General features: G+C 71.1%; 18 protein-coding genes. 13 read left to right on the forward strand and 5 right to left on the reverse strand.

All coding sequences use genetic code 11. The features are described from left to right. Positions 1 to 16: 16 nt before the first annotated feature. Positions 17 to 1180, reverse strand: coding sequence for a PQQ-dependent sugar dehydrogenase (locus tag C8E96_RS11725; RefSeq protein ID WP_091378741.1), 1164 nt, complete (start codon positions 1178 to 1180; stop codon positions 17 to 19). 89 nt (positions 1181 to 1269) lie between these two features. Between C8E96_RS11725 and C8E96_RS11730 the strand changes: the two genes are divergently transcribed. Next, complete coding sequence (locus C8E96_RS11730; protein ID WP_091378737.1) at positions 1270 to 2037, forward strand: enoyl-CoA hydratase/isomerase family protein; 768 nt, start codon at positions 1270 to 1272, stop codon at positions 2035 to 2037. 84 nt (positions 2038 to 2121) lie between these two features. Further along, entirely contained in the window at positions 2122 to 3492 is a 1371-nt protein-coding gene (locus C8E96_RS11735; RefSeq protein WP_091378734.1) for an FAD-binding oxidoreductase, read from the forward strand. On the opposite strand, the gene C8E96_RS11740 is transcribed toward C8E96_RS11735, so the two are convergent. Further along, entirely contained in the window at positions 3482 to 4084 is a 603-nt protein-coding gene (locus tag C8E96_RS11740; protein ID WP_228770039.1) for an HD domain-containing protein, read from the reverse strand. The genes C8E96_RS11735 and C8E96_RS11740 overlap by 11 nt on opposite strands. A 127-nt stretch (positions 4085 to 4211) precedes the next feature. Here C8E96_RS11740 and mfd point away from each other — a divergent pair, with 127 nt between their 5' ends. The 4 genes from mfd (at position 4212) to C8E96_RS11760 (ending at position 12985) form a co-directional block, all read left to right on the forward strand. Further along, the gene (gene mfd, locus C8E96_RS11745; RefSeq protein WP_091378729.1) at positions 4212 to 7763 is read left to right on the forward strand and encodes a transcription-repair coupling factor; all 3552 of its coding nucleotides are present in this window, start codon (positions 4212 to 4214) and stop codon (positions 7761 to 7763) included. Between the two features lie 61 nt (positions 7764 to 7824). Next, entirely contained in the window at positions 7825 to 8820 is a 996-nt protein-coding gene (locus C8E96_RS11750) for a SurA N-terminal domain-containing protein (protein WP_091378726.1), read from the forward strand. Further along, positions 8817 to 9731: a MazG family protein gene (locus C8E96_RS11755; protein ID WP_091378721.1), complete on the forward strand. Its 915-nt coding sequence runs from the start codon at positions 8817 to 8819 to the stop codon at positions 9729 to 9731. The genes C8E96_RS11750 and C8E96_RS11755 overlap by 4 nt, the downstream gene beginning before the upstream one ends. Positions 9732 to 9784: 53 nt before the next feature. Further along, on the forward strand, positions 9785 to 12985 hold the full coding sequence (locus C8E96_RS11760; protein WP_091378716.1) for a S41 family peptidase: 3201 nt from the start codon (positions 9785 to 9787) through the stop codon (positions 12983 to 12985). A 587-nt stretch (positions 12986 to 13572) separates the two neighbouring features. On the opposite strand, the gene C8E96_RS11765 is transcribed toward C8E96_RS11760, so the two are convergent. Next, complete coding sequence (locus tag C8E96_RS11765; protein ID WP_091378713.1) at positions 13573 to 14589, reverse strand: sigma-70 family RNA polymerase sigma factor; 1017 nt, start codon at positions 14587 to 14589, stop codon at positions 13573 to 13575. Between the two features lie 63 nt (positions 14590 to 14652). Here C8E96_RS11765 and C8E96_RS11770 point away from each other — a divergent pair, with 63 nt between their 5' ends. Genes C8E96_RS11770 through C8E96_RS11780 form a run of 3 tightly spaced genes read left to right on the forward strand, consistent with a single transcriptional unit; the run spans position 14653 to position 17211 of the window. Beyond that, a complete protein-coding gene (locus tag C8E96_RS11770; protein ID WP_091379470.1) occupies positions 14653 to 15474 on the forward strand; it encodes an alpha/beta fold hydrolase in 822 nt (273 codons plus the stop codon). 5 nt (positions 15475 to 15479) lie between these two features. Continuing rightward, a complete protein-coding gene (locus C8E96_RS11775) occupies positions 15480 to 16340 on the forward strand; it encodes a class I SAM-dependent methyltransferase (RefSeq protein WP_228770038.1) in 861 nt (286 codons plus the stop codon). Between the two features lie 49 nt (positions 16341 to 16389). Then, positions 16390 to 17211 (forward strand): lytic transglycosylase domain-containing protein, encoded by an 822-nt coding sequence (locus tag C8E96_RS11780; RefSeq protein WP_228770037.1) that lies wholly within the window; start codon positions 16390 to 16392, stop codon positions 17209 to 17211. On the opposite strand, the gene C8E96_RS11785 is transcribed toward C8E96_RS11780, so the two are convergent. Continuing rightward, positions 17208 to 17594 (reverse strand): tetratricopeptide repeat protein, encoded by a 387-nt coding sequence (locus tag C8E96_RS11785; protein WP_091378710.1) that lies wholly within the window; start codon positions 17592 to 17594, stop codon positions 17208 to 17210. The two genes, C8E96_RS11780 and C8E96_RS11785, sit on opposite strands and share 4 nt — an antisense overlap. Before the next feature lie 147 nt (positions 17595 to 17741). Here C8E96_RS11785 and eno point away from each other — a divergent pair, with 147 nt between their 5' ends. The 3 genes from eno to C8E96_RS11800 are packed head-to-tail and all read left to right on the forward strand — an operon-like array spanning position 17742 to position 20052. Then, the gene (eno, locus tag C8E96_RS11790; RefSeq protein ID WP_091378707.1) at positions 17742 to 19028 is read left to right on the forward strand and encodes a phosphopyruvate hydratase; all 1287 of its coding nucleotides are present in this window, start codon (positions 17742 to 17744) and stop codon (positions 19026 to 19028) included. 5 nt (positions 19029 to 19033) lie between these two features. After that, the gene (locus C8E96_RS11795) at positions 19034 to 19564 is read left to right on the forward strand and encodes an FtsB family cell division protein (RefSeq protein ID WP_091378704.1); all 531 of its coding nucleotides are present in this window, start codon (positions 19034 to 19036) and stop codon (positions 19562 to 19564) included. 32 nt (positions 19565 to 19596) lie between these two features. Further along, positions 19597 to 20052 carry a DUF501 domain-containing protein gene (locus tag C8E96_RS11800; protein WP_091379459.1) on the forward strand — a complete coding sequence of 152 codons (456 nt, stop codon included), beginning with the start codon at positions 19597 to 19599 and terminating at the stop codon, positions 20050 to 20052. A 261-nt stretch (positions 20053 to 20313) separates the two neighbouring features. Here C8E96_RS11800 and C8E96_RS11810 read toward each other — a convergent pair whose 3' ends face one another. Beyond that, on the reverse strand, positions 20314 to 21945 hold the full coding sequence (locus tag C8E96_RS11810) for an acyl-CoA dehydrogenase family protein (protein WP_091378700.1): 1632 nt from the start codon (positions 21943 to 21945) through the stop codon (positions 20314 to 20316). Positions 21946 to 22290: 345 nt separating this feature from the next. Between C8E96_RS11810 and C8E96_RS11815 the strand changes: the two genes are divergently transcribed. Further along, positions 22291 to 23463, forward strand: a complete 1173-nt coding sequence (locus tag C8E96_RS11815) for a lytic transglycosylase domain-containing protein (protein WP_091378697.1) — start codon at positions 22291 to 22293, stop codon at positions 23461 to 23463. The last annotated feature ends 179 nt before the right edge of the window (positions 23464 to 23642 follow it).

The raw sequence follows: 23642 nt of genomic DNA on the forward strand, positions 1-23642 counted from the left end.
GGGACTTGCTGCTGCCTTAGGATGGAACTACTCGCAGGAGTTTGTCGTCCTCGCCGTTGGAAGTGGTGACGTAGAGGGCGCCGTCCGGTCCCGTCCGGGCGGCCCGCAGCCTGCCGAAGGCGTCGTTGAATTCCGGGGGGATCGACACTGAGACGACCTTGCCCGTCGGGTCCAAGGTGAACAGCATCAGCTTGGCGCCCTTCAGTGCCGTCACCACCAACGCGCCATCGAGGGTTCCCCACTGAGATCCGCGGAGGAAAGTGGCCGCGCAGATGGCTTCCGTGGTCTCACCGGACTGCCAGATCGCGGGGACCGCGTCGGGGAAGCGGGTCAGGTCGGTCATCGGGACGGACTCGTCGTAGCCGCTGACCGTGCCGCCCTTCGACGGGTCCCAGCCGTAGTTCGCGCCTGCCTTCAGCACGTTCAGTTCGTCGTTCTTGTCCGGGCCGTGTTCGGCGACCACGACCTGTCCGTCCTCCCGCAGTGCGACGCCCTGGACGTTGCGGTGGCCGAACGTGTACACCCGCGATCCGGGAATCGGGTTGTCCCGCAACGGTTCGCCGGTCTTCAGGTCGATCCGCAGCACCTTCCCGCCGAGTGATGACATGTCCTGCGGGAGGTTGCCCCGAGCCGTGTCGCCGGTTCCCACGAGCAACGCGCCGTCGGCGGCCAGGGTCGGGCGGCAGCCGGAGTGCCTGCCGCTCGCGGCGATGGGGAGGCCGGTTACCAGTTCGCGGACTCGGGTGGCGACCTTCTCGTCCTCGGTCAGCCGCCAGGTGACCAGGCGGATGTCCCGGGGTTCGCCGCTCTCCTGGTGCGTCTGGCAGGTCGTGAACTCGCGGCTCGTCGCGAAGTCCGGGTGCACCACCAGCCCCATCAGCCCGCCCTCGCCGCGGACGGCGATCGTGGACGTGTCGGCTTTGAGCGTGGTGACCGTCGCGCCGGGGGCGGCTGACGACAGCAGGGCCATGTCGCCTGTCCGCTGGGTGACCAGCACTTTCCCGTCCGGCAGGAAGCCGATGTCCCACCCGTGGGTCAGGCCGCTCGCCACCGTCTCGACCCGCAGGCCCGGGGTGACGGCAGTGGGCGCGGGGGAGGTCGACGACCCGGGGATCTCACCAGTGCCCGCCGACGAGGAGCACCCGGCAACCAACGCGACGGTGAGCAGCACAGCACGCATGTGATCAGGATGCGCCTTGAAACGTCTGGCCGCCGTGTGGTGACCGGCATCTCGGTGGCGCGGTACCTACCGGCGGTTAGGGTTGGGCGGTGAGCGAGCACCTGAGGCTGGACATCGCCGACTCTGTCGCGACGCTGGTCATAGACCGTCCAGCGAAGCGCAACGCGCTCAGTTTCGACATGTGGGCGGGCATCCCCAAGCTGGTCGCCGAGGTGGCCGCGGACGACTCCGTGCGCGTGCTGCTGCTGACCGGCGGCGAGCACTTCTCCGCGGGCGCCGACATCAGCGAGTTCGCCGAACTGCGTGCCGACGCCGCGGGCGCCCGCCGCTACGCCGAGGGCATCCACACTGCCACCGACGCGCTCACCGGGCTGGCCAAGCCGACCATCGCGGCCATCAACGGGTTCTGCATCGGCGGCGGCTGCGAGATCGCCCTGGCCTGCGACCTGCGGATCGCCGCGGACAACGCCCAGTTCGGGATCACCCCCGCCAAGCTCGGCATCGTCTACATGCTCCCGTCGACCAAGCAGCTCGTCGACGCGGTCGGCCCCGCGTGGGCCAAGCAGATCCTGTTCAGCGCCGACATCATCGACGCCGCCACCGCCCTGCGCATCGGGCTGGTCAACGAGCTGCACGCGCCCGGTGACGTCATCAAGCGCGCCACCGAGCTGGCCCACACCATGGCCGCCCGCTCCCAGGTCACCATCCGCGGTGCCAAGGAGATCATCGGCCGGATAACCGCCGGCCGGTTCGAAGAGGACGAAGCCGTACACGCCCTCTACGCGGGATCGGCCGAGAGTGCTGACTACGCCGAGGGTGTCCGCGCGTTCCTGGACAAGCGCACTCCGAAGTTCTGACCTAGTGCTCTAGCGGCCTAGAGGCATCCCACGTGGACTGATTCCGCGAATGCCTCGCGCACCTAGAGCACATGGGGAGGAACCATGGGTGCTTCCACCATCGACCAGCTTCGCGAAACGGTCCGCGGTCCGATCATCACCGCGGACGACGAGGGATACGACCAGGCCCGCAAGGTCCACAACGCGATGATCGACCGCAGGCCCAAGGCCATCGTCCGCCCGGCCAACGCGGGCGATGTGATGGCCGCGGTCGACTTCGCCCGCGAAAACGGCCTGGACCTCGCCATCCGCGGCGGCTCGCACAGCGTTCCCGGCTTCGGCACCTGCGACGACGGCGTGGTCATCGACCTGTCGTCCATGCGCGGTGTCCGCGTCGATCCAGGCAACCGGACCGCGCGCGCCGAGGGCGGCGCGACCTGGGGTGACTTCAACGCCGCCACGCACGCCTTCGGCCTGGCCACGACCGGCGGAATCATCTCGACCACCGGAGTCGCGGGCCTGACCCTCGGTGGCGGCATCGGCTACCTCGACCGAGGCTTGGGCCTGAGCTGCGACAGCCTGGTCTCCGCCGACGTGGTCACCGCCGACGGCAAGTTCCTGGTCGCGAGCGAACTCGAGAACGAGGACCTGTTCTGGGCCCTGCGCGGCGGCACCGGCAACTTCGGCGTGGTCGTCTCCTTCGAGTTCGCCGTGCACCCGGTCGACATGATCTACGGCGGTCCGATGGTGTTCGAACTCGACGACGCGGCCGACCTGCTGCGCTGGTACCGCGACTTCATCGTCGACGCCCCCGAACAGTTCGGCGGCTTCCCGGCGTTCCAGATCGCGCCGCCGCTGCCGTTCATCCCCGAGGAGCGCCACGGCGAGCCGTTCGCGCTGTTCGTGGCCTGCTGGGCGGGCCCGGTCGACGAAGGCGAGGCGGCCCTCAAGCCGCTGCGCGACGTCGCCCGGCCGGTGGCCGAGCACGTCGGACCCATGCCGTACCCGGCCCTGAACAGCGCGTTCGACGCCCTGGTCCCGCCGGGTCTGCAGCATTACTGGAAGGCGAATTTCGTCACCGACCTCACCGACGACGCCATCACCGCGCACCTGGAGCACGGGCCCAAGCTGCCCGCGGTCAACTCCACGGTGCACATCTACCCGATCAACGGCGCCTGCCACCGAGTGGCGGCCGAGGACACCGCGTTCGCCTATCGCGACGCGAACTTCGCCACGGTCATCGCGGGGATGTGGCCGGACCCGGAGGCCAACGACGCGAGCATCAAGTGGGTCCGCGACTACTACGACGCCACCTCGCCGCACTCGGAGGAAGGTGGCTACATCAACTTCATGTCGGGAGACGACCAAAGCCGCATCCGGGACAACTATCGCGGCAACTACGACCGGCTCGTCGAGGTTAAGCGCAAGTACGACCCGGACAACCTCTTCCACGTCAACCAGAACATCAAGCCGTAAGGTCGGCCAGCTCGCCCGCGAGGTTCGCCCTGGCCTTGGCGTCCCAGCTCGCAAGCGCTTGCGGGGTTCGGTAGAGCGCGGGCAGATCCAGCAGGTGACGCAGCACCGCGGCCCGTCCGGCCCGGAACGCGTCGTCGGGCACGTGCGCGTACTCGGCGCGGACGGCCGACGCGTATTCCGGGTAGGCCGGGGACGCCAGGATCGCCAGGTCGGCGTCGCAGAGCACCTCGCCGTTGGTGTCCCCGGGCTCGGTCACGTGACCCGCGGTCAGCCGGACCAGCCGCGCGACCTCGGCGACCGCCGCCGCGTCCAGCCCCAATCCGGTCAGTTCCGCCGTCGCCAACAGCGCGCTGTCTTCTTCATCCGCAGGCGTGCCCTTATAGACGGCGTCGTGATACCAAGCCGCCAGGCGGACAAGGTCCGGGTCGGCGGCGTGATCGGCCAACTCGTCCACGTGCCCGAGCACGGCCCCCAGGTGCGCGAGGTCGTGATACCTGCGATGCGGCTCGCCCCATCGCGCGAGCAAGTCCCGACCGACGTCGTGCCCGTTCAACCCGAGCCGACCCAACAGCGCGTCCCATTGATCCAGCACGCACCCGACGTTATCCGCGCGCGGACTGTCGGTGCCAGGTCGTAGGCTGGTAGTGAGAACCCCTCCGAGGCTCCAAGGTCCCGGGCAGGGGTCTGTTCGCGTCTCCCAGACACCGCGAAGGACACTCGTGTCGAAGGCCCCGCTCCACCCCCTCCTCGAATCCCTGCTGCCCGTCGCGGCCGACATCATCGAAGCCGCGGGCGCGCCGACGTTCGACCTCGCGGGCCCCATCGCCGCCCGCCCCCTGGTCGTGGCCGCGCTCGCCGAGGGCGCCAACCGGCCCGTGCTTGCCGTCACCGCCACCGGCCGCGAGGCCGACGACCTGGTGGCCGTCCTGGGCGACCTCATCGGCCACGACGTCGTCGCGGACTTCCCGTCCTGGGAGACGTTGCCCCACGAACGCCTCTCGCCCCGCGCCGACACCGTCGGCCGCAGGCTCGCGGTGCTGCGCAGGCTCGCGCACCCCGAGGAAGGCGGCCCGATCAAGGTCGTCGTCGCCACCGTCCGCAGCCTGATCCAGCCGATGGCGCCCGGCCTGGGCGAACTCTCGCCGGTGCGGCTCAAAGTCGGGGAGGAGCAGGACTTCGAGGCGGTCCTTGTCCGCCTCGCCGACCTCGCATACCTGCGCGTGGACATGGTCGAGAAGCGAGGCGAGTTCGCCGTCCGCGGTGGCATCGTCGACCTGTTCCCGCCGACGGCGGAGCACCCGGTCCGGGTGGAGTTCTGGGGCGACGAGGTCTCCGAGATCCGCTCGTTCGCCGTGGCCGACCAGCGTTCCCTGCCCGGCGAGCTGACCGAGATCACCGCGCCGCCCTGCCGGGAGCTGCTGCTCACCAAGGGCGTCCGCGAGCGCGCCGCCGCGCTGGCCGAGCTCCACCAGGCCGACGCCCACCTGCACGAGATGCTCGACAAGCTCGCCAACGGCATCCCGTCCGAAGGCATGGAGGCGCTGATCCCCGCGCTGTGCCAGGGCGAGATGCAGATGCTCACCGACGTGGTCCCCGCCGGTACCCACGTCCTGCTTAATGACCCGGAGAAGATCCGCACGCGCGCGCACGACCTCGTCCGCACCGGCCAGGAGTTCCTGGAGGCCTCCTGGATGGCCGCGGCGACCGGCGGCAAGGCGCCCATCGACCTCGGCGCGTCGGCCTACCGCGACCTCGGCGACGTCGCCGCGCACGCCCGTGACGGCGACCACCCCTGGTGGACCCTGTCCCAGCTCACCGGCGGCGACGCGGTCCCGGTCAAGTTCCGGCCGGTCGAGGCCTACCGCGGCGAGATCGCCCGCGCCTTCGCCGACCTGCGCGCGCACACCGCCGCGGGCGGCACCGGCGTCCTCGTCGTCCCCGGCCTCGGTACCGCGAAGCGCGCTGTCGAGCAGCTCGCGGAGGCCGACGTCGCGGCGAAGCTGATCGAGGGCGAGCTGACCGAGCCGCCCGCGCCGGGCGTGGTCACCGTTGTCCGTGGCGCCATAGAGGACGGCTTCATCGCCGGTGACCTGGTCGTGCTGACCGAGTCCGACCTCACCGGCGGCAGGGGCGGCACGTCGACGAAGGACATGTCGACCAAGATGCCGTCGCGGCGGCGCAACGCGGTCGACCCGCTGGCCCTGCGGACCGGCGACTTCGTGGTCCACGAGCAGCACGGCATCGGCCGCTACATCGAGATGGTGCAGCGCACTGTCGCGGGCGCGACCCGCGAATACCTGGTTCTCGAATACGGCAGCTCCAAGCGCGGCCAGCCCGGCGACCGGCTGTTCGTGCCGACCGACCAGCTCGACGAGATCTCCCGCTATGTCGGCGGCGAGATGCCCACGCTGAACAAGCTCGGCGGCTCGGACTGGAAGAACACCAAGGCCAAGGCCAAGAAGGCGGTCAAGCAGATCGCCGCGGAACTCGTCCAGCTCTACGCCGCCCGGCAGGCCGCGCCCGGCCACGCGTTCGGCCCGGACACCCCGTGGCAGCGGGAACTCGAGGACGCGTTCCCGTTCACCGAGACCATGGACCAGCTCGCCGCGATCGACGAGGTCAAGGCCGACATGATGCGCGGTGTCCCGATGGACCGGGTCATCTGCGGCGATGTCGGCTACGGCAAGACCGAGATCGCGGTGCGCGCGGCGTTCAAGGCCGTGCAGGACGGCAAGCAGGTCGCCGTGCTGGTGCCCACGACGCTGCTCGCCCAGCAGCACCTCAACACCTTCGCGGGCCGGATGCACTCGTTCCCGGTGACGGTCAAGGGTTTGTCGCGGTTCACCCACGGCCAGGAGTCCGAGGAGACCATCCAGGGCCTCGCCGACGGGTCGGTCGACATCGTCATCGGCACCCACCGTCTACTTCAGACAGGCTTGCGGTACAAGGACTTGGGCCTGGTGATCGTCGACGAGGAGCAGCGCTTCGGCGTCGAGCACAAGGAACACATCAAGGCCCTGCGCACCCACGTCGACGTGCTCACCATGTCCGCCACGCCGATTCCGCGAACGCTGGAGATGTCGCTGGCGGGCATCCGCGAGATGTCGACGATCCTGACCCCGCCCGAAGACCGGCACCCGATCCTCACCTACGTCGGCGCCTACGACGACAAGCAGGTCGCCGCCGCCATCCGCCGCGAACTGCTGCGCGACGGCCAGGTCTTCTACGTGCACAACCGGGTGTCCTCGATCGAGAAGGCCGCGCGCCGCATCCGCGAACTCGTCCCCGAGGCCCGCGTCGTCACCGGGCACGGCCAGATGAACGAGGACAAGCTCGAACACCTCATCCAGGGCTTCTGGGAACGCGAGTACGACGTGCTCGTCTGCACCACGATCGTCGAGACCGGCCTGGACATCTCCAACGCGAACACGCTGATCGTCGAGCGCGGCGACATGCTCGGCCTCGCCCAGCTGCACCAGCTGCGCGGCCGGGTCGGCCGCGGCCGGGAACGCGGCTACGCCTATTTCCTCTACCCGCCGGAGTCCACGCTCACCGAGCACGCGCACGACCGGCTCGCCACGATCGCGCAGAACACCGAACTCGGCGCGGGCATGGCGGTGGCGATGAAGGACCTGGAGATCCGCGGCGCGGGCAACATCCTCGGCGCCGAGCAGTCCGGCCACATCGCCGGTGTCGGCTTCGACCTCTACGTGCGCCTGGTCGGCGAGGCCGTCGAGGCGTTCCGCAAGCACGCGGGCGCCCCCGGCGCCGAGGACGAGGAGGAACTGGCCGACGTCAGGATCGACCTCCCGGTCGACGCGCACATCCCGCACGACTACGTCCCCGGCGAGCGGCTGCGCCTGGAGGCCTACCGCAAGCTCGCCGCGGCCCCGGACGCCGCCGGTCTCGACGCCGTCCGCGAGGAACTGGTCGACCGCTACGGCGAGCCACCCACCCCGGTGGTCAACCTGCTCGCGGTCGCTGCGTTCCGCCAGATCTGCCGCGCGCACGGGGTCACCGAGGTGATCGGTCAGGGGAGCAACATCCGCTTCGCGCCGATGCCGCTGCGGGACTCGCAGATGGTGCGGCTCAAGCGGCTCTACCCGAAGGCCGTGCACAAGGCGGTCACCGACACGATCACCCTTCCGCGGCCGACCGAGGGCGCCGCGGGCGGCCGCATGGGTGCTCCCGTGCTGCGCGACCGCGACCTGCTCGACTGGTGCGCGAAGTTCCTGGAGTCCCTCGCGCAGACCCCGGCGGCGGTGTCCTGACCTGGCGCAGCCGTAACCCGATAGTGAAGCCGACGTGGGCGCTGTGAGAGGCTACGGCACTGTGACCACCGTCATTCGTCGTCGACGCCCGCTCGTCGTCCTGCTCGCCGTGTTCGGGCTGCTGCTCAGCGCCTGTTCCACGGGGCCGGGCCAGGCCAACGCCGCCGCCATAGTCAATGGCAAGACCATCGGGGTCGACCGGGTGCAGGAGCTGGTGGACAAGGCCCGACAGGCCGAGCCCGCCGTCCAGCAGCTCGCCGACCAGCGCAAGCTCGACCTGCTCTCGCGGGCCGTGCTGCGCCAGCTGGTCCTGCACGAGCTGATCGCGGCGCACACCGCGAAGGAGAGCGTGGCGATCAACGAGGCCACGGTCACCGAACTGGCCGGGCAGCTGACCGGGTCGTTCCAGCCGCTGCCGACCGACGGGTCCGCCTCGCCGGAGCAGATCGTCGACCAGGCGGTCAACCGGGCCTTCGAGCCCACCGAGATCGCACGGGACTACCTCGCGCTGGCTGAGATCGGCCGCAAGCGGGCCCCGGGTCTGTCGGTCACGTTCGACTTCACCCTCGTCGCCCCCGGCGGCCCCGACGACAAGCCGGGCTCGCTGCGCGAGAAGGCCATCGCCAAGGCCAACCAGCTCGCGGTGAGCCTCGATGAGGCAGGCAAGATCATCGAAGCCGACATGGCGGGCGGCCTGCAGGCGGCGCGCGGCGAGACCATCACCCCGGCGCTCGCGCCGGACATCGCGGGAAGCGTCCTGTTCGGCGCCCCGCTCAACAGCGTGATCGCCTTCCAGCCCAACCCGGAGAACGCGGGCTGGGTGGTCGCGGTGATCCGCAAGCGCGAGACCGACGCCCCGCCCGCTCCGGACGCCAAGCCCGCCGACGCACGGCTGGCCACCACCCTCGGCCCGCGCATGCTCCAGGACACCGCTCAGCAGATCGGTATCGAGATCAGCCCCCGCTACGGCGTGTGGGACCTCGCGGGCATGGAGATCGCGCCGAGCGAGGGCGAGACCAAGGGCGTCGTCATCCCCATCAAGAACACGAACCCATGACCGTCGCGGTGGTGCTGGTTCGCGGGAACACGGTTCCGGCGGACGCGGTGCCACTGCTGCGCGCGGCGGCGAAGGTGTACGTCGCGGGTGAGGTCGACCCAGCCCTGGGCGATGCCCCGATGCCCGCTGACGTCGCCGCCGAAGCGGGCGAGGTCGTGGTGCTGACGTCGTCGCTGGACGCGGTCGCCGGGCTGGTCGCCGCCGGTTCGCCGGTGCACGCCACCGCGGGCGCGGGCCTTGTCGCCGCCGCCCAGGTCATGGACCGGCTGCGCTCGCCTGGCGGCTGCCCCTGGGACGCCGAGCAGACGCACGACTCGCTGCGGCAGTACCTTGTCGAGGAGTGCTTCGAGCTGCTCGAGGCGATCGAGGAGGGCGACCGTCCGGCGCTGCGCGAGGAACTGGGTGACGTCCTGCTCCAGGTTCTCTTCCACTCGCGCGTGGCCGAAGAGGACAGCGAGGACCCGTTCACCATCGATGACGTCGCGGCCGAACTGGTCGCGAAGCTCGTCGGCAGGCATCCGCACGTGTTCGCGGGCGGTGACCCGGCGGTGCGCGACGCGGCGACACAGGAAAACCGCTGGGAAGAGCTCAAGCAGCAGGAGAAGCGCCGCGAGTCCAGTGTGGACGGAGTGGCGATGGGGCAGCCCGCGCTCGCCCTCGCCGCCAAGCTGGCGCAGCGCACGGCCCGCGCGGGACTGCCCGGCGACCTGCTGCCCAAGCACACCGATGTCGGCTCCCGGCTGTTCGACCTCGCCGCGCTGGCGAAGCTCGCCGGGCAGGACCCGGAGGCGGAACTGCGCGCCGTGGCCCGCCGCTTCGCGAGTCAGGTCCGTGACGCGGAACGCTCCGCCAAGGCGAGTGGTGAGCCCGAGATGACTCACGACATCTGGCGAAAGCACTGGCCGCACTGACCACCTGTGGATAACTTCGGGCAGATGTCGGCGGATCTCGCTAACTTGGCAAGGTGACCGACGCCTACCTCCGATTCCCACACCTGCACCAGGACCTGATCACCTTCGTCGCCGAGGACGATGTGTGGCTGGCCCCGGTCGACGGCGGCCGCGCCTGGCGGGTCTCCGCCGACAAGGTGCCCGTGCGGAACCCGCGATTCTCGCCCGACGGAAGCACTCTGGCCTGGGCGAGCACCCGCGACGTGGAGCCGGAGGTGCACGCCGCGCCGGTCGACGGCGGGCCGAGTGACCGGCTGACGTACTGGGGCGACGTCAACACGTCCGTGCTCGGGTGGACGCCCGACGGTGAGGTCATCGCGCACACGACGACCGGCCGGTCGTCCATCCGGCACCGCTGGGCGCACGCGGTCCCGCTTGGCGGCGGGCCCAGCCGGGTGCTCCCGTACGGGCCGCTGGACGCCTTGTCGATCGGTCCGGACGGTGTGGTGCTGGGGTCGGTGATCTCGGTCGAACCCGCGTGGTGGAAGCGCTATCGCGGCGGCACGGCAGGCAAGGTGTGGGTCGACCGCGAGGGCGGTGGCGACTTCCACCGCATCTTGTCCGAAGTGGACGGACACATCGTGTCGCCGATGTGGGTCGGCGGCCGGATCGCGTTCCTGTCCGACCACGAGGGCATCGGCAACATCTACTCGTGCGACCCGGACGGCGGCGACCTCCGGACGCACAGCGACCACAAGTTCTACGCCCGCAATCCCAGCACGGACGGCACGCGGGTGATCTACCACAGCGCGGGGTCGCTCTGGCTGCTCGACAGCCTCGACGCCGAACCCCGTGAACTCGACGTCCGACTCGGCGGTCCACGCGGATCCCGCCAGCCCTACCGGCTTTCGCCCGCGCGCTTCCTCGGCGACGTCGGACCGGACTCGACCGGTCGGGCCAGCGCGGTCGAGGTGCGCGGAACGGTCCACTGGCTCACTCACCGCGACGGGCCCGCGCGGGTGCTGTCGGTGGAACCCGGTGTGCGGGCACGGTTGCCGCAGGTCCTCGGCGACACCGGTCAGGCCGTGTGGGTGACCGACGCGGAGGGTGAGGACGCGCTGGAGTTCGCCCCGGTCGAGGGGCGGGCGGCAGGCGTGAGCCCGCGCCGGGTGGGCGCGGGGGAGCTTGGGCGCGTGCTGGAGTTGGCCGCCTCACCGGACGGCAGGCGCGTCGGCGTCGTGACCCACGACGGCAGGCTGCTGCTCGTCGACGCGGACAGCGGCGAGGTCCGCGAAGTGGTCAAGGCCCAGGAGATGGACCCGACCGGGCTGGCGTTCTCGCCGGACTCGGGCTGGCTCGCGTGGTCGCATCCCGGCCCGGACCCGTTGCGGCACATCAGGATGGTCAACACCACCGATCTGTCTATTGTGGACGTGACGCCGCTGCGGTTCGTCGATTCCGACCCGGCGTTCACCCAGGACGGCAAGCACATCGCGTTCCTGTCGACCCGCAGCTTCGACCCGATCTACGACGTGCACGTGTTCGACCTGTCCTTCGCCAACGGCAGCAGGCCCTACCTGGTGCCGCTCGCCGCCACCACGCCGTCGCCGTTCGCGCCGCTGCGCGAGGGCAGGCCCTTCGGCGACGCCGACGATAAGGACAAGTCAGACGGCGACAAGTCCGACGGCGAGGTGCCGCGGACCGGTGTCGACCTCGAAGGCATCGCCGACCGGGTGGTCGCCTTCCCGGTGGCCGCGGCGCGCTACTCGCAGTTGCGCGCGGCGAAGGGCGGCGTGCTCTGGCTCTGCGACCCGCTTGTCGGCTCGCTGGGCGATGACCTCGACGACCTCGGCGAAGACGCGCCGCGGGCCGCGCTGGAGCGGTTCGACCTGGCCAAGCTCAAGGCCGACGTCCTGGTCGACGGCCTCGACGAGTTCTGGACCAGCGGCGACGGCCACCGCGTCGTCGTCCGCGACGGCGCGACGCTGCGGGTCCTGCCCGCCGACCGCAGGCCGGACTCCGACGACGGCTCCGAGGACAACATCACCGTCGACCTGAGCCGGATCCGCGTCGAGATCGACCCGGCCGCCGAGTGGCGCCAGTCGTTCGACGAGGCGGGCAGGCTCATGCGCGACCACTTCTGGCGCGCGGACATGGGCGGCGTCGACTGGCAGGGCGTGCTCGACCGGTACCGCCCGCTCGTGGACACCCTTGGCTCCCATGACGAACTTGTCGACCTGCTGTGGGAGGTGCAGGGCGAACTGGGCACCTCGCACGCCTACCTCGCCCCGCCCGGCACGGGGGCCGACAACAAACGCAGGCTCGGCCTCCTCGGCGCCGACCTCGCGTGCGACGAGGACGGCCGCTGGCGGATCACCAGGATCGTGCCGGGGGAGAGTTCCGACCCGCGGGCCCGGTCACCGCTGCGCGCCCCCGGCGTGGCCGTGCGCGTCGGCGACGCGATCGTCGAGGTCGACGGCAGGCCGGTCCAGCCCGCCCACGGCCCCGCACCGCTGCTGGTCGGCACCGCGGGCAACCCGGTGGAGCTGACGATCGCCCCCAAGGGCGGTGGCGAGCACCGCCGGGTCGTGGTCGTGCCCCTGCTCGACGACATGCCGCTGCGCTACCAGGCCTGGGTCGCGGGCAGGCGCGACCATGTCCACGCCGCGACCGGCGGGAAGGTCGGCTACCTGCACGTTCCCGACATGGTCGCCAGCGGCTGGGCCCAACTCCACCGCGACCTACGCCTGGAGATGCGCCGCGACGGCGTGGTCGTCGACCTCCGGGAGAACCGCGGCGGGCACCTTTCGCAGCTGGTCATCGAGAAGCTGAGCCGAAAGATCGTCGGCTGGTCCCGCGCCCGCGACGGCTACTACGACGAGACCTACCCGCTGGACGCCCCACGCGGCCCGATCGTCGCCGTCGCCGACGAGTTCGCGGGCTCCGACGGCGACATCGTCAACGCCGCCATCCAGGCCCTCGGCATCGGCCCGGTGGTGGGCACCAGGACCTGGGGCGGAGTCATCGGGATCGACAACAGGTACCACCTGGTCGACGGCACCCTGATCACCCAACCCCGCTACGCCACCTGGATGCGCGGCCCCGGCTGGGGCGTCGAGAACTACGGCGTCGACCCGGACGTCGAGGTCGTGGTCACCCCGCAAGACCACGCCGCGGGCCGCGACCCCCAACTCGACACAGCCATCCGCCTCGCGTTGGAGGGCTTATCGGCGACCCCGGCGGCCACCCCACCCGACCTGCCCGCACTGGACTGAACCGCGACACATCGGAGGCCGACAGAAGACGACACACATCGGAGGCGACAGAAGACACGGCAGACACGGCGTACGCGCTCGGCCGGAGCTCAGGGTGCGTCGCTGTTCCCGGTGCTGAGGCCAACCAGAAGCACGCAGCCGCGCAGGCGATTTGCACAGCGATGCGAACGGCAATGCCGTCGACGGCGATTGGCGGCGGTGGGCAGTATTAGGCAGCGGCAGGCTGCGGAAGGCGCGAGGCTCCCCGCAGCGCCGCAGCGCCGCAGCGCCGCAGCGCCGCAGCGCCGCAGCGCCGCGACGACGATGGCGACAATTGCCAGCCGCCAAGGCGCGCCCCGCCCCGCCGTGCCGTGCCGCATCGCGACGCCGCACCCGCACCGCACCGTGTTCCATCGCGCCGCGCCGCGCCGCGCCGCACGCACCGCGCCGCGTCGTGCTGTGCCGGGCCGTGTTGCGCTGCGTGGCGTCGTGCTGTGCCGTGGCGTGTCGGTGTTGGCGCCGAGGTCGGGTGGTCGGTGCGTCCGCGGTGGTGTCGGGCCGTCGAAAGTGTTGGCGGCGCTGGGAACGACTCCTGCCCGTCGGCCGTGTCAGGGGAGTGAGGCGGGTAGGCCGAAGGCCTGGAAGTGCTCGGTTCCGATGAAGGAGGTGATCTCGGCGATTCGGTTGTCGCGGAAGGTGAGGACGTTGATCGACCACGCGGTGTGGTCGCCCACGCCGGTCGCGCACAGGTAGAGCGCCACGGCGGGTTGGCCGTTCGCGGTGGTGGGGAGGTGTCGCCAGGTTCCGCAGGTGCCCAACGGGACCTTGGTGGCGAAGTCGGCGACGGCCGCCAAGCCCTGGTACCAGTGCGGCAGCGGTGGCATCGACCAGGTGACGTCCTCGGTCAGCAGCGCGACGAGTGCGGCGGCGTCGCCGTGTTCCATGGCGGCGGCGTAGTCGGCTACCACCGCGCGGAGGCGGGTGTCGTCGAGTTTGCGGAGGGTTTGCTGCTGGGTGCGGGCGGGCACCTTCTCGGCGACGATCTTGCGGGCTCGGGCCAAGGCGGAGTTCACCGACGTGGTCGACGTGTTCATCGTGGCGGCGATCTCCGCCGCGGAGAAGCCGAGGACCTCGAAGAGCAGCAGCGCCGCGCGCTGGTTGCCGGGGAGGTGCTGCAGGGCCGCGACGAAGGCGAGTTCGACGGCTTCGCGTTGCTCGTAGCGGGCGCCCGGCGCGTTCGGGCCGAAATCCGCTTCCGGGTAGGGGCCGAGCCAGGTGACGTCGGTCAGCGGGGCTATCTCCGCCACCGCGCTGGTGCTCGACGGACCCAGGTCGACCGGCATGGCCCGCCTGCCACGCGAGCCGATGGCGTCCAGGCAGGTGCGGGTGGCCACGGTGTAGAGCCAGGACCGCAGCGAAGCGCGACCCTCGAAGCCCGCGAGGCCACGCCAGGCCCGCAGCAGCGCGTCCTGCAAGGCGTCGTCGGCGTCGTGGGTGGAGCCGAGCATGCGGTAGCAGTGGGCGTGCAGTTCCCGGCGCAGCGGGCGCACGAGGCGGTCGAAGGCCTCGTCGTCCCCGGCGCGGGCGCGCGCCAGGTCGGGGTCCGCCGCGGAAACTTCGCTCACGAGCGACGATTCTGCCCCATCACGGGAGTCTCCATTTCCGAAACGACAACCTGGAGGCTCCACATGAACCCCACCGTCACCGCCCGAACCCTCGCCGTCCCCGGCGCACGCCTGCACTACGAGGTGCGCGGCGAAGGCCCGCTCGTCGCGCTCATCGGGGCACCCATGAACGCGGACTCCTTCGCGCCGCTCGCGGATCTGCTCGCCGCGGACCACACCGTGCTCACCGCCGACCCGCGCGGCATCAACCGCAGTTCGGTGGACGACCCGGACGCGGACTCGACCCCCGAGGCGCGCGCCGACGACCTCGCCCGGCTCATCACCCACCTCGACGCGGGCCCGGGCACCGTCGTCGGCTCCAGCGGCGGCGCCGTCACCGCCCTCGCGCTCGCCCAAGCCCGCCCCGAACTGGTCCACACGGTCGTCGCCCATGAGCCGCCGCTCGGCGAGCTGCTCGACGACCGCGACGAGATCCGCGCGAACACCGCGGACATGATCGCCACCCACCTCGCGGGCGACACCACAGGAGCGTGGCGGAAGTTTCTGGCGCAGGCGAACATCTTCCTGCCGGAGCCGGTGTTCCAGGAGATGTTCGGCGGGGAGCGCGAGCCGCGGCAGGTCGCCGACGAGGGGTTCTGGTTCGCGCACGAACTGCGGCCGACCACCTGCTGGCAGCCCGATCTCGCCGCCCTGCGCGCGGTGGGGACCCGCATCGTGATCGGCATCGGTGAGGACTCGGTCGGCCAGTTCTGCGAACGCACCTCGAACGCCCTCGCGTCCGCGCTCGGCATCGAGACCACGACATTTCCCGGCGGCCACATCGGGTTCGTCGAAGATCCGGCGGCGTTCGACACTCGACTGCGTGAGGTCCTCAGCGCGAGCTGATCCGGATGACGGGCACCATGGGGATCATGGGATTCGACGGCGACACCGAACGAATGATCAGGGCGAACGAAGCCAACTGGGACGCGCGCACACCGATCCATGTGGCCAGTGACTTCTACAGCGTGGCCACCCGCGACCCCGGCGACTGGTTCGCCGACTACGAGTGGTCCGACCTCGGCGACCTCGAGGGCAAGGACGTGGCGCACCTGCAGTGCCACATCGGCGCCGAGACCCTCGCGTTCGCCCACCGCGGCGCGCGGGTGGTGGGGCTCGACCTCAGCGGCGAGTCGGTGGCGGCCGCCCGACGGCTGGCCGAGGCGGCGGGGCTGCCCGTCGAGTACGTCAAGTCCGACGTCTACGCGGCGGCCGAGGCGTTGGGGCGCAACAGGTTCGACATCGTCTACAGCGGCAAGGGCGCGCTGTGCTACCTGCCCGACCTCACCGCATGGGCCGAGCAGGTCAGCGCCCTGTTGCGCCCCGGCGGCCAGTTCTACCTCGTCGACTTCCACCCGCTGCTCGACGCGCTCGGCCCCATCCCACCCGCCGACGGGAGCCAGGATCTGCTGCTGCGCCACGACTACCTCGGCGGCCGCGGCCACCTCCGCATGGACGGGTCACGCACCTACACCGACGGTCCCGCCCTGCCCGACGACCTGGCGTACTACGAGTGGCGCCACGGCCTCGGCGAGATCGTCACCGCCCTCGTCCGGGCCGGTCTGCGGATCACCCTGCTGCGCGAGTCCGAGGAGATCCCATGGCCCCGCTGGGCGGCGATGACCAGCACCGAAGGCGCATGGCACCGGCTGCCGGACAGCGCTCCACGCCTCCCGCTGATGTTCGCCGTCCAGGCCGTCAAGGAGCCGTGATCGGCACGTTTCGGACAAAGTGGCGCTTCAGGCAACGTAACCTGGTTGGGTGACGCCGACCTCGACTCCCGTGCCGCCGGCACCGCCGCCCCCGAGTCCATCGCGACCCGGCAGGCGCGGACTGGTCGGCCGGTTGCTGGTCGCGGCCGTCCTCCTGGCGACGGTCGCGGGCGCGGCGATGCTGGTCGTCAAGGCCGACGACCCGGTCGAGCGCGAGACCGCGGAGCGGTTCCGGGTGCCCGCACTCGACGTCGTGCCCGGCACCGCGCTCCCGCAGGCCAGGTCCCTGCCGAGCGGCTCGGACGTGCGCCTGTGGGCGGAGAAGGTGGGCCCGGCGACCGACATCCCGGTCCGCACGCTGATCGCCTACGTCAACGCCGATCTCGCCACCCGCGCGAACAACCCGGGCTGCAATCTCACGTGGGCCACCCTGGCGGGCATCGGCCGCGTGGAGTCCCACCACGGCCACTTCCGCGGCACCCGCGTCACCGACGAGGGCACCCTGACCAAGCCGATCATCGGTGTGCCGCTCAACGGGTCACCCGGTGTGCAGGCTATCCGCGACACCGACGGCGGCGCGCTCGACGGCGACCGCGAGTGGGACCGGGCGGTCGGCGCGATGCAGTTCCTCCCCACCACGTGGGGCAAGTGGGCCAAGCGCGCCAACGGCGACGGCGCCCCACCCGACCCGCAGAACGTCGACGACGCGGCCCTGACCGCGGCCCGCTACCTGTGCGCGAGCGGCGGCGACCTCGCCACCGGCGAAGGCTGGTGGAAGGCCGTGTTCACCTACAACAAGTCGCTGCAGTACGGCCGCGACGTCTACAGCGGCGCCGATGCCTACGCCCGCAAGGTCGCCGAACTCGGCTAGCGGTCGCGCTGCAACGCGATCCGCGCGTTCACCTCACCCAGCGCTTCCTGGTACTCCGGCAGCGGGTTCATCGCCACCGCGAGCCGCAGCTGCGTCAGCGCCTCGGTGAAACGGCTCTGCCGTTGCAGCGTGCGACCGAGCGCGAACATCGCGTAATGATCAGTGGGGTCGAGTTCCAGCACCCGCCGGAACGCCGCCTCGGCGCGCCCGAACTGCGCCGAGTTCAGGTAGGCCCGCCCGGCGAGCGACTGCACGCTCGGCGCGTCCGGCGCGGCCTCCAGGACCGGGCCTAGCGCGGCGAGGGCGTCCAGGGGTCTGTGGTGCGCGACCAGGGACTCCGCCCGCCGAAACGCCTCGAAGGTACCGCTGCCGTCCTCGCTCATAATCCGCTCACAATACGGGGGAGATTGATGTTCATCGACCTCCGTACGGGGGTTGATCCGAGCCTGCCCGACGTGCCTTCGACGAGCCGCCCATCCGCCCCGCTAGGCTCGTCTCGGATACATAGCACGCTTTGTGAGGAGCACCACGTGGCGGTCATCGAGCAGGTCGGCGCACGCGAGATCCTGGACTCGCGCGGCAATCCCACCATTGAGGTGGAGGTCGCGCTGGACGACGGGACTCTGGCGCGAGCGGCGGTCCCGTCCGGGGCGTCGACGGGCGAGCACGAGGCCGTCGAGCTTCGTGACGGCGACCCGAAGCGCTACGGCGGCAAGGGTGTCGAGAAGGCCGTCACCGCCGTCCTCGACGAGATCGGCCCCGAGCTGGCCGGCATCGACGCGGTCGACCAGCGCATCGTCGACCAGAAGCTGGTCGACCTCGACGGCACGCCGGACAAGTCGCGCCTGGGCGCCAACGCCATCCTGGGTGTCTCCCTCGCGGTGGCGAAGGCGGCGGCCGAGTCCAGCGGCCTGGAGCTGTTCCGCTACCTCGGCGGCCCGAACGCGCACGTGCTTCCGGTGCCGATGCTGAACATCCTCAACGGCGGCGCGCACGCCGACACCGACGTGGACATCCAGGAGTTCATGATCGCGCCGATCGGCGCGGAGAGCTTCCGCGAGGGTCTGCGCTGGGGCACCGAGGTCTACCACGCGCTCAAGTCCGTGCTGAAGGCCAAGGGCCTGGGCACCGGCCTCGGCGACGAGGGCGGCTTCGCGCCGAGCCTGGGCAACAACCGCGAGGCGCTGGACCTGATCCTGGTCGCCATCGAGAAGGCGGGCTACCGCCCGGGCCGCGACGTCGCGCTCGCGCTCGACGTCGCCGCCACCGAGTTCTACTCCGACGGCGCCTACAGCTTCGAGGGCGCCAAGAAGAGCGCCGAGCAGCTCATCGAGTACTACACGCAGCTGATCAACGACTACCCGATGGTCTCCATCGAGGACCCGCTGTCCGAGGACGACTGGGACGGCTGGGTGCGCCTGACCGCCGAGATCGGCGAGCGCGTGCAGATCGTCGGCGACGACCTGTTCGTCACCAACCCGGACCGGCTCGAGGAGGGCATCGCCCGCCGCGCCGCGAACGCGCTGCTGGTGAAGGTCAACCAGATCGGCACCCTGTCGGAGACGCTCGACGCGGTCACCCTGGCCACGTCCTACGGCTACCGCAGCATGATGAGCCACCGTTCCGGCGAGACCGAGGACACCACGATCGCCGACCTCGCGGTCGCGACCGGCGTGGGCCAGATCAAGACCGGCGCCCCCGCCCGCGGTGAGCGCACCGCGAAGTACAACCAGCTGCTGCGCATCGAGGAGACCCTCGGCGACGCGGCGCGGTACGCGGGCGATCTCGCGTTCCCGCGCTTCACACCGGAGTCCTGAGTCCGATGGCCGGGCGCGGAGGCGATCGGGGCGGCAGGCGTGGCGGGGCATCCGCCGCCCGCCGTCCGGAGAGTGTCCGCCGTACGCGCCCGGCCGCCGCGGTCCCCGCGAAGGAGCCGCCCAAGCGCCCGCCCGCCAAGCGCGCCACCCGGCTCGGCCCGCTCGGGCTGTCGACGACGCGGCGCGCCGCGGTGCTGGCGACCGTGGTCGGCGCGCTGGCCCTGAGCGTGGCGGTGCCGCTGCGGACCTACCTGTCGCAGCGGACCGACGTGCAGGTCCAGGAGCGGCGGCAGGCCGAGTTACGGGCCGAGGTCGAGGAACTTGAGCGGCGCAAGGCGCAGTTGGCCGATCCCGCGCAGATCCAGGCCGAAGCCAAGAGGAGATTGCGGTACGTGATGCCAGGGGAGACGCCCTACATGGTCGAGTTGCCCGCCGAGGCGGGTGGCCCCGGCGCGGGTCAGAAGCCGACCCACCCGATCTCGCAGCAGGCCTGGTACCAGGCGCTGTGGGACTCGGTGCACGGAGCGGGCCGGTGACCCTCGAGCCCGTCACCGAGGCCGACATCGCCATGGTCGCCCAGCAGCTCGGCCGGGTGCCGCGCGGTACCCGCGCCGTCGCGGCGCGCTGTCCCAGCGGTCACCCGTCGGTGATCCAGACGAGCCCGCGGCTCGAGGACGGCACGCCGTTCCCGACGCTGTACTACTTGACCTGCAACAAGCTCGCGTCGCAGATCTCCACCCTCGAGACCACCGGTCTCATGAAGGAGATGACCGACCGGCTCGCCGAGGACGAGGCGCTGGCGGCGCAGTACCTGGCCGCGCACAACGACTACCTGGCCGAGCGCGACGCCATCGAGTCGCTGGGCACCGACGTCAGCGCAGGCGGCATGCCCACCCGGGTCAAGTGCCTGCACGTGCACGTCGCGCATGCCCTGGCCAAGGGCCCCGGCGTCAACCCGTTCGGCGACGAGGCCTTGGCCCTGCTGTCAGAGACCTACCCGACGGGCGACTGCGCCGCGAGCTAGGCGGACGGCACGGCTACACCCGGCGTGACCCGGTTGGCCAGGGGCACGTGTCGACCTCGGAAGGCAGCAGGCTTCCCTGCGGGCACAGAGTGATCAGCTCGGCGACCCGCCGGGCCCGCGCGGGCGGCATGCCGACCGGGGTCAAGGGCCTGCACCTGCACGTCCGCACGCCTTGGCCAAGGGTCCCGGCGTCAACCCGTTCGGCGACGAGGCCTTGGCCCTGCTGTCGGAGACCTACCCGACGGGCGACTGCGCCGCGAGCTAGGCGGACGGCACGGCTACACCCGGCGTGACCCGGTCCACGAGAGCCGCGGTGTCGACCTCGGAGGGCAGCACCCCGAGCACCCCGCTGCGCTCGCCGAAGCGCGACGCGAGGAACGCGTCGGCGACTTCGGGGGCGTGTCGGACCAGTAGGCTTCCCTGCAGGCACAGGGTGATCAGCTCGGCGACCCGCCGGGCCCGCGCGGGTGTCGCCGCCTCCATCTCCGATTCCAGGTCCGAGACCGCCGCGTCCAGCCGGGAATCCGCGCCCATGGTGGTGGCGAGTTCCTCGAACAGCGCGTCCACACTGGACGGCTCGCGGGTCATCGCCCGCAGCACGTCGAGTGCGGTGACGTTCCCCGAGCCCTCCCAGATGGACATCAGCGGCGCCTCGCGGTAAAGCCTGGGCATGCCTGACTCCTCGACATAACCGTTGCCGCCCAAGCACTCCAACGCTTCCGCCACGACCATGGGCGCGCGCTTGCAGATGAAGAACTTCGCCGCGGGCAGCGCTAGCCTCAGCAACTCGCCGCCACTGTCCACTTCAGATGCGAGGCGCAGGGCGAGCACCGTGGCGGCCTCGGACTCCAGCGCCAGGTCCGCGATCACCGCCGACATGGCGGGCTGCTCGCGCAGCACGGTGCCGAACGCGGACCGGTGGGCCACGTGGTGGGCCGCCTCCGACAGGGCGATCCGGATGCCCGCCGTCGAGCCGAGCACACAGTCGAGCCGGGTCATCGTGACCATCTCGATGATCGTGCGGACCCCGCGGCCCTCCTCGCCGAGACGCCAGCCGACCGCGTTCGCGTACTCGATCTCCGACGAGGCATTCGACTTGTTGCCGAGCTTGTCCTTGAGCCGCTGCAGCCGCAGCGCGTTGCGCGTGCCATCGGGCAGCACGCGGGGGAGCACGAAGCAGGTGAGCCCGCCGGGGGCTTGGGCGAGGGTGAGGAACAGGTCGTTCATCGGCGCGGAGGTGAACCACTTGTGGCCGACGAGGGCGTACGTCCCGTCCGCGAGCGGGGTGGCGACGGTCGTGTTGGCCCGCACGTCGGAGCCGCCCTGCTTCTCCGTCATCGACATCCCGGCGAGCAGCCCGGCCTTGGCGCCCGGCTCGCGCAGGCCCGGGTCGTAGACCGGTGAGACCAGCCCCGGCTCGAACCGGGCGGCCACCTCCGGGTTGTGCCGCAGCGCGGGCACGGCCGCGTAGGTCATCGAGATCGGGCAGCCGTGGCCCGCCTCGACCTGCGACCACACCATGAACGCCGCCGCCCGCCGCAGGTGCGCGTGGGCGCCACCCGCCCAGGGAGCGCCGTGCAGCCCGTGGGCCACGGCCCGGCCCATCAGCCAGTGCCACGACGGGTGGAAGTCGACCTCGTCGACCCGGTTGCCGTAGCGGTCGTGGGTGCGCAGGGTCGGTGGGTTGTCGTTGGCGAGCCTGCCGTGCTCGCGGGCGACCTCGGAGCCCGCCTCGACGGCCAGCGCCGACAGCGACCCGACGACGTCGTCCGATCCGAACGCCCGCAGCGCCCCGACCAGCGCCGGGTCGCAGGCCAACGGGTCGAAGCCGTGCAGGGGAGGGGCTTGGTTGGTGACCTGGTGGGTGGCGTCGAGAGGCAGCGGCGCGCTCATTTCCTGAGACTAATCCGCGTCGCCGTGCAACCTGAAGGGTCTGCCATTCCGTCACCGATCGGTGACACATTGTGTCGCCGGTTAACAAACGGTGCCCAGAAGTGCGGGTTTGAACAGACTTCCGACCCTATTTTGTCGCGAGATGTTACGAGGACGGTGACTCATGGCGATGAATGAGGCAGGGTAGACAGCCGAGGAGCGTCACCCAGGTCGGTTACAGACATACCGGCGGCCAGACAAGCGAGGGGCTGATTTTCAGTGAGTGCGACGAAGTCCGGAGATTCTCCCGACAGGGGTAAGCGCACTGGCAAGCGACGCAGTGCGGTCGCCGCGGCGGGGGCCTTGATGATCGTCCCCGCGGTCGCGGCCGGTGAACCGGTGTATGTCACGGGCGAGGACACCACCGAGGTGGCGCTCGCCAGCAGTGCGGGTGGCGGCCTGGTCGGTCTCACCGACCCGTCGGAGGTCAGCGCCGACGGCTCGCGCCCGGAGAACGGCGAGCTCGGCTCGCAGGTGCTCGCAGCCGCTGGGGACCCCGGTGTCCTCGCGTTCGGCCACGGCCCGCTTCCGAGCGGGCCGCTCGGTATCCCGGGCACCATGCTCGACGCGTACATGCGCGCGACGCAGACGATCAACACCACGACTCCGGGCTGCAACATGGAGTGGTCTCTGCTGGCCAGCATCGGCCGCATCGAGTCCAACCACGCCCGCGGCGGCCGGGTCGACGCGCACGGCAACACCGCGTCCCCGATCCTCGGCCCGGTCCTCAACGGCGGCGGCTTCGCCGCGATCAGCGACACCGACGGCGGCCGCTACGACGGCGACAGCCGCTGGGACCGCGCGGTCGGCCCGATGCAGTTCATCCCGTCGACCTGGAAGGGCTACGCCTCCGACGGCAACGGCGACGGCGAGACCAACCCGAACAACATCTACGACGCGACCGTCGGCTCGGCCAAGTACCTGTGCTCCGGCGGCATGAACATGGCCGACCCGCGCAACCGGGCCGCCGCGATCTGGCGCTACAACCACTCCGACAGCTACGTGCGCACCGTCATGCACTGGGCCGACGCGTACGCCAAGGGCGTCACCCCGGTCCCGACGACCCCGGTCGACGAGATCGAGCACCTCGGCGCGCCCGCGCCGGGCCCGAACCCGCCCGCGGCAGGCGTGATCACCCCGCCGCCGTCGTCCACGGCGCCTGGCTCCACGGCGCCCGCGACCTCGCAGCCGACCACCACGTCCGCGCCTCCGTCGTCTTCGTCCTCGTCGACCAAGCCGACCACGACGATCCCGCCGTCGTCGTCGACCACGCCGCCGTCCACGACGACGCCGCCGTCCACGACCACCCCGTCGTGCGAGCCCACGGCGACCCCGACGACCCCGGCCCCGACGACCAACCCGTCCGCGGAAGAGCCCACGGACCCGTGCGCCACGCCGACCACCACCACCCCGCCGCCCTCGACCACCCCGAGCGGCGAAGCGGGCTCGGCGATCCCCACGACCACGCCCGCTCCCTGACCTCTATCCACAACCGCACGGCTTATCCACAGCCCCCACCCAAAACCCGGGTCCCGTCACCCCCAGCCGATAGACTGGCCAAGGGACGTCCCCCCGGGGTGGGTGGGGGCTTTGCCGTGCTCCGGCGCGGTTTTTCGAAGAGTTGATCGCGGGCTGGGGGAATCGGCGGGGTGCTGGGT

This window comes from Actinokineospora alba (genome assembly GCF_004362515.1).
Taxonomy (GTDB): domain Bacteria; phylum Actinomycetota; class Actinomycetes; order Mycobacteriales; family Pseudonocardiaceae; genus Actinokineospora; species Actinokineospora alba.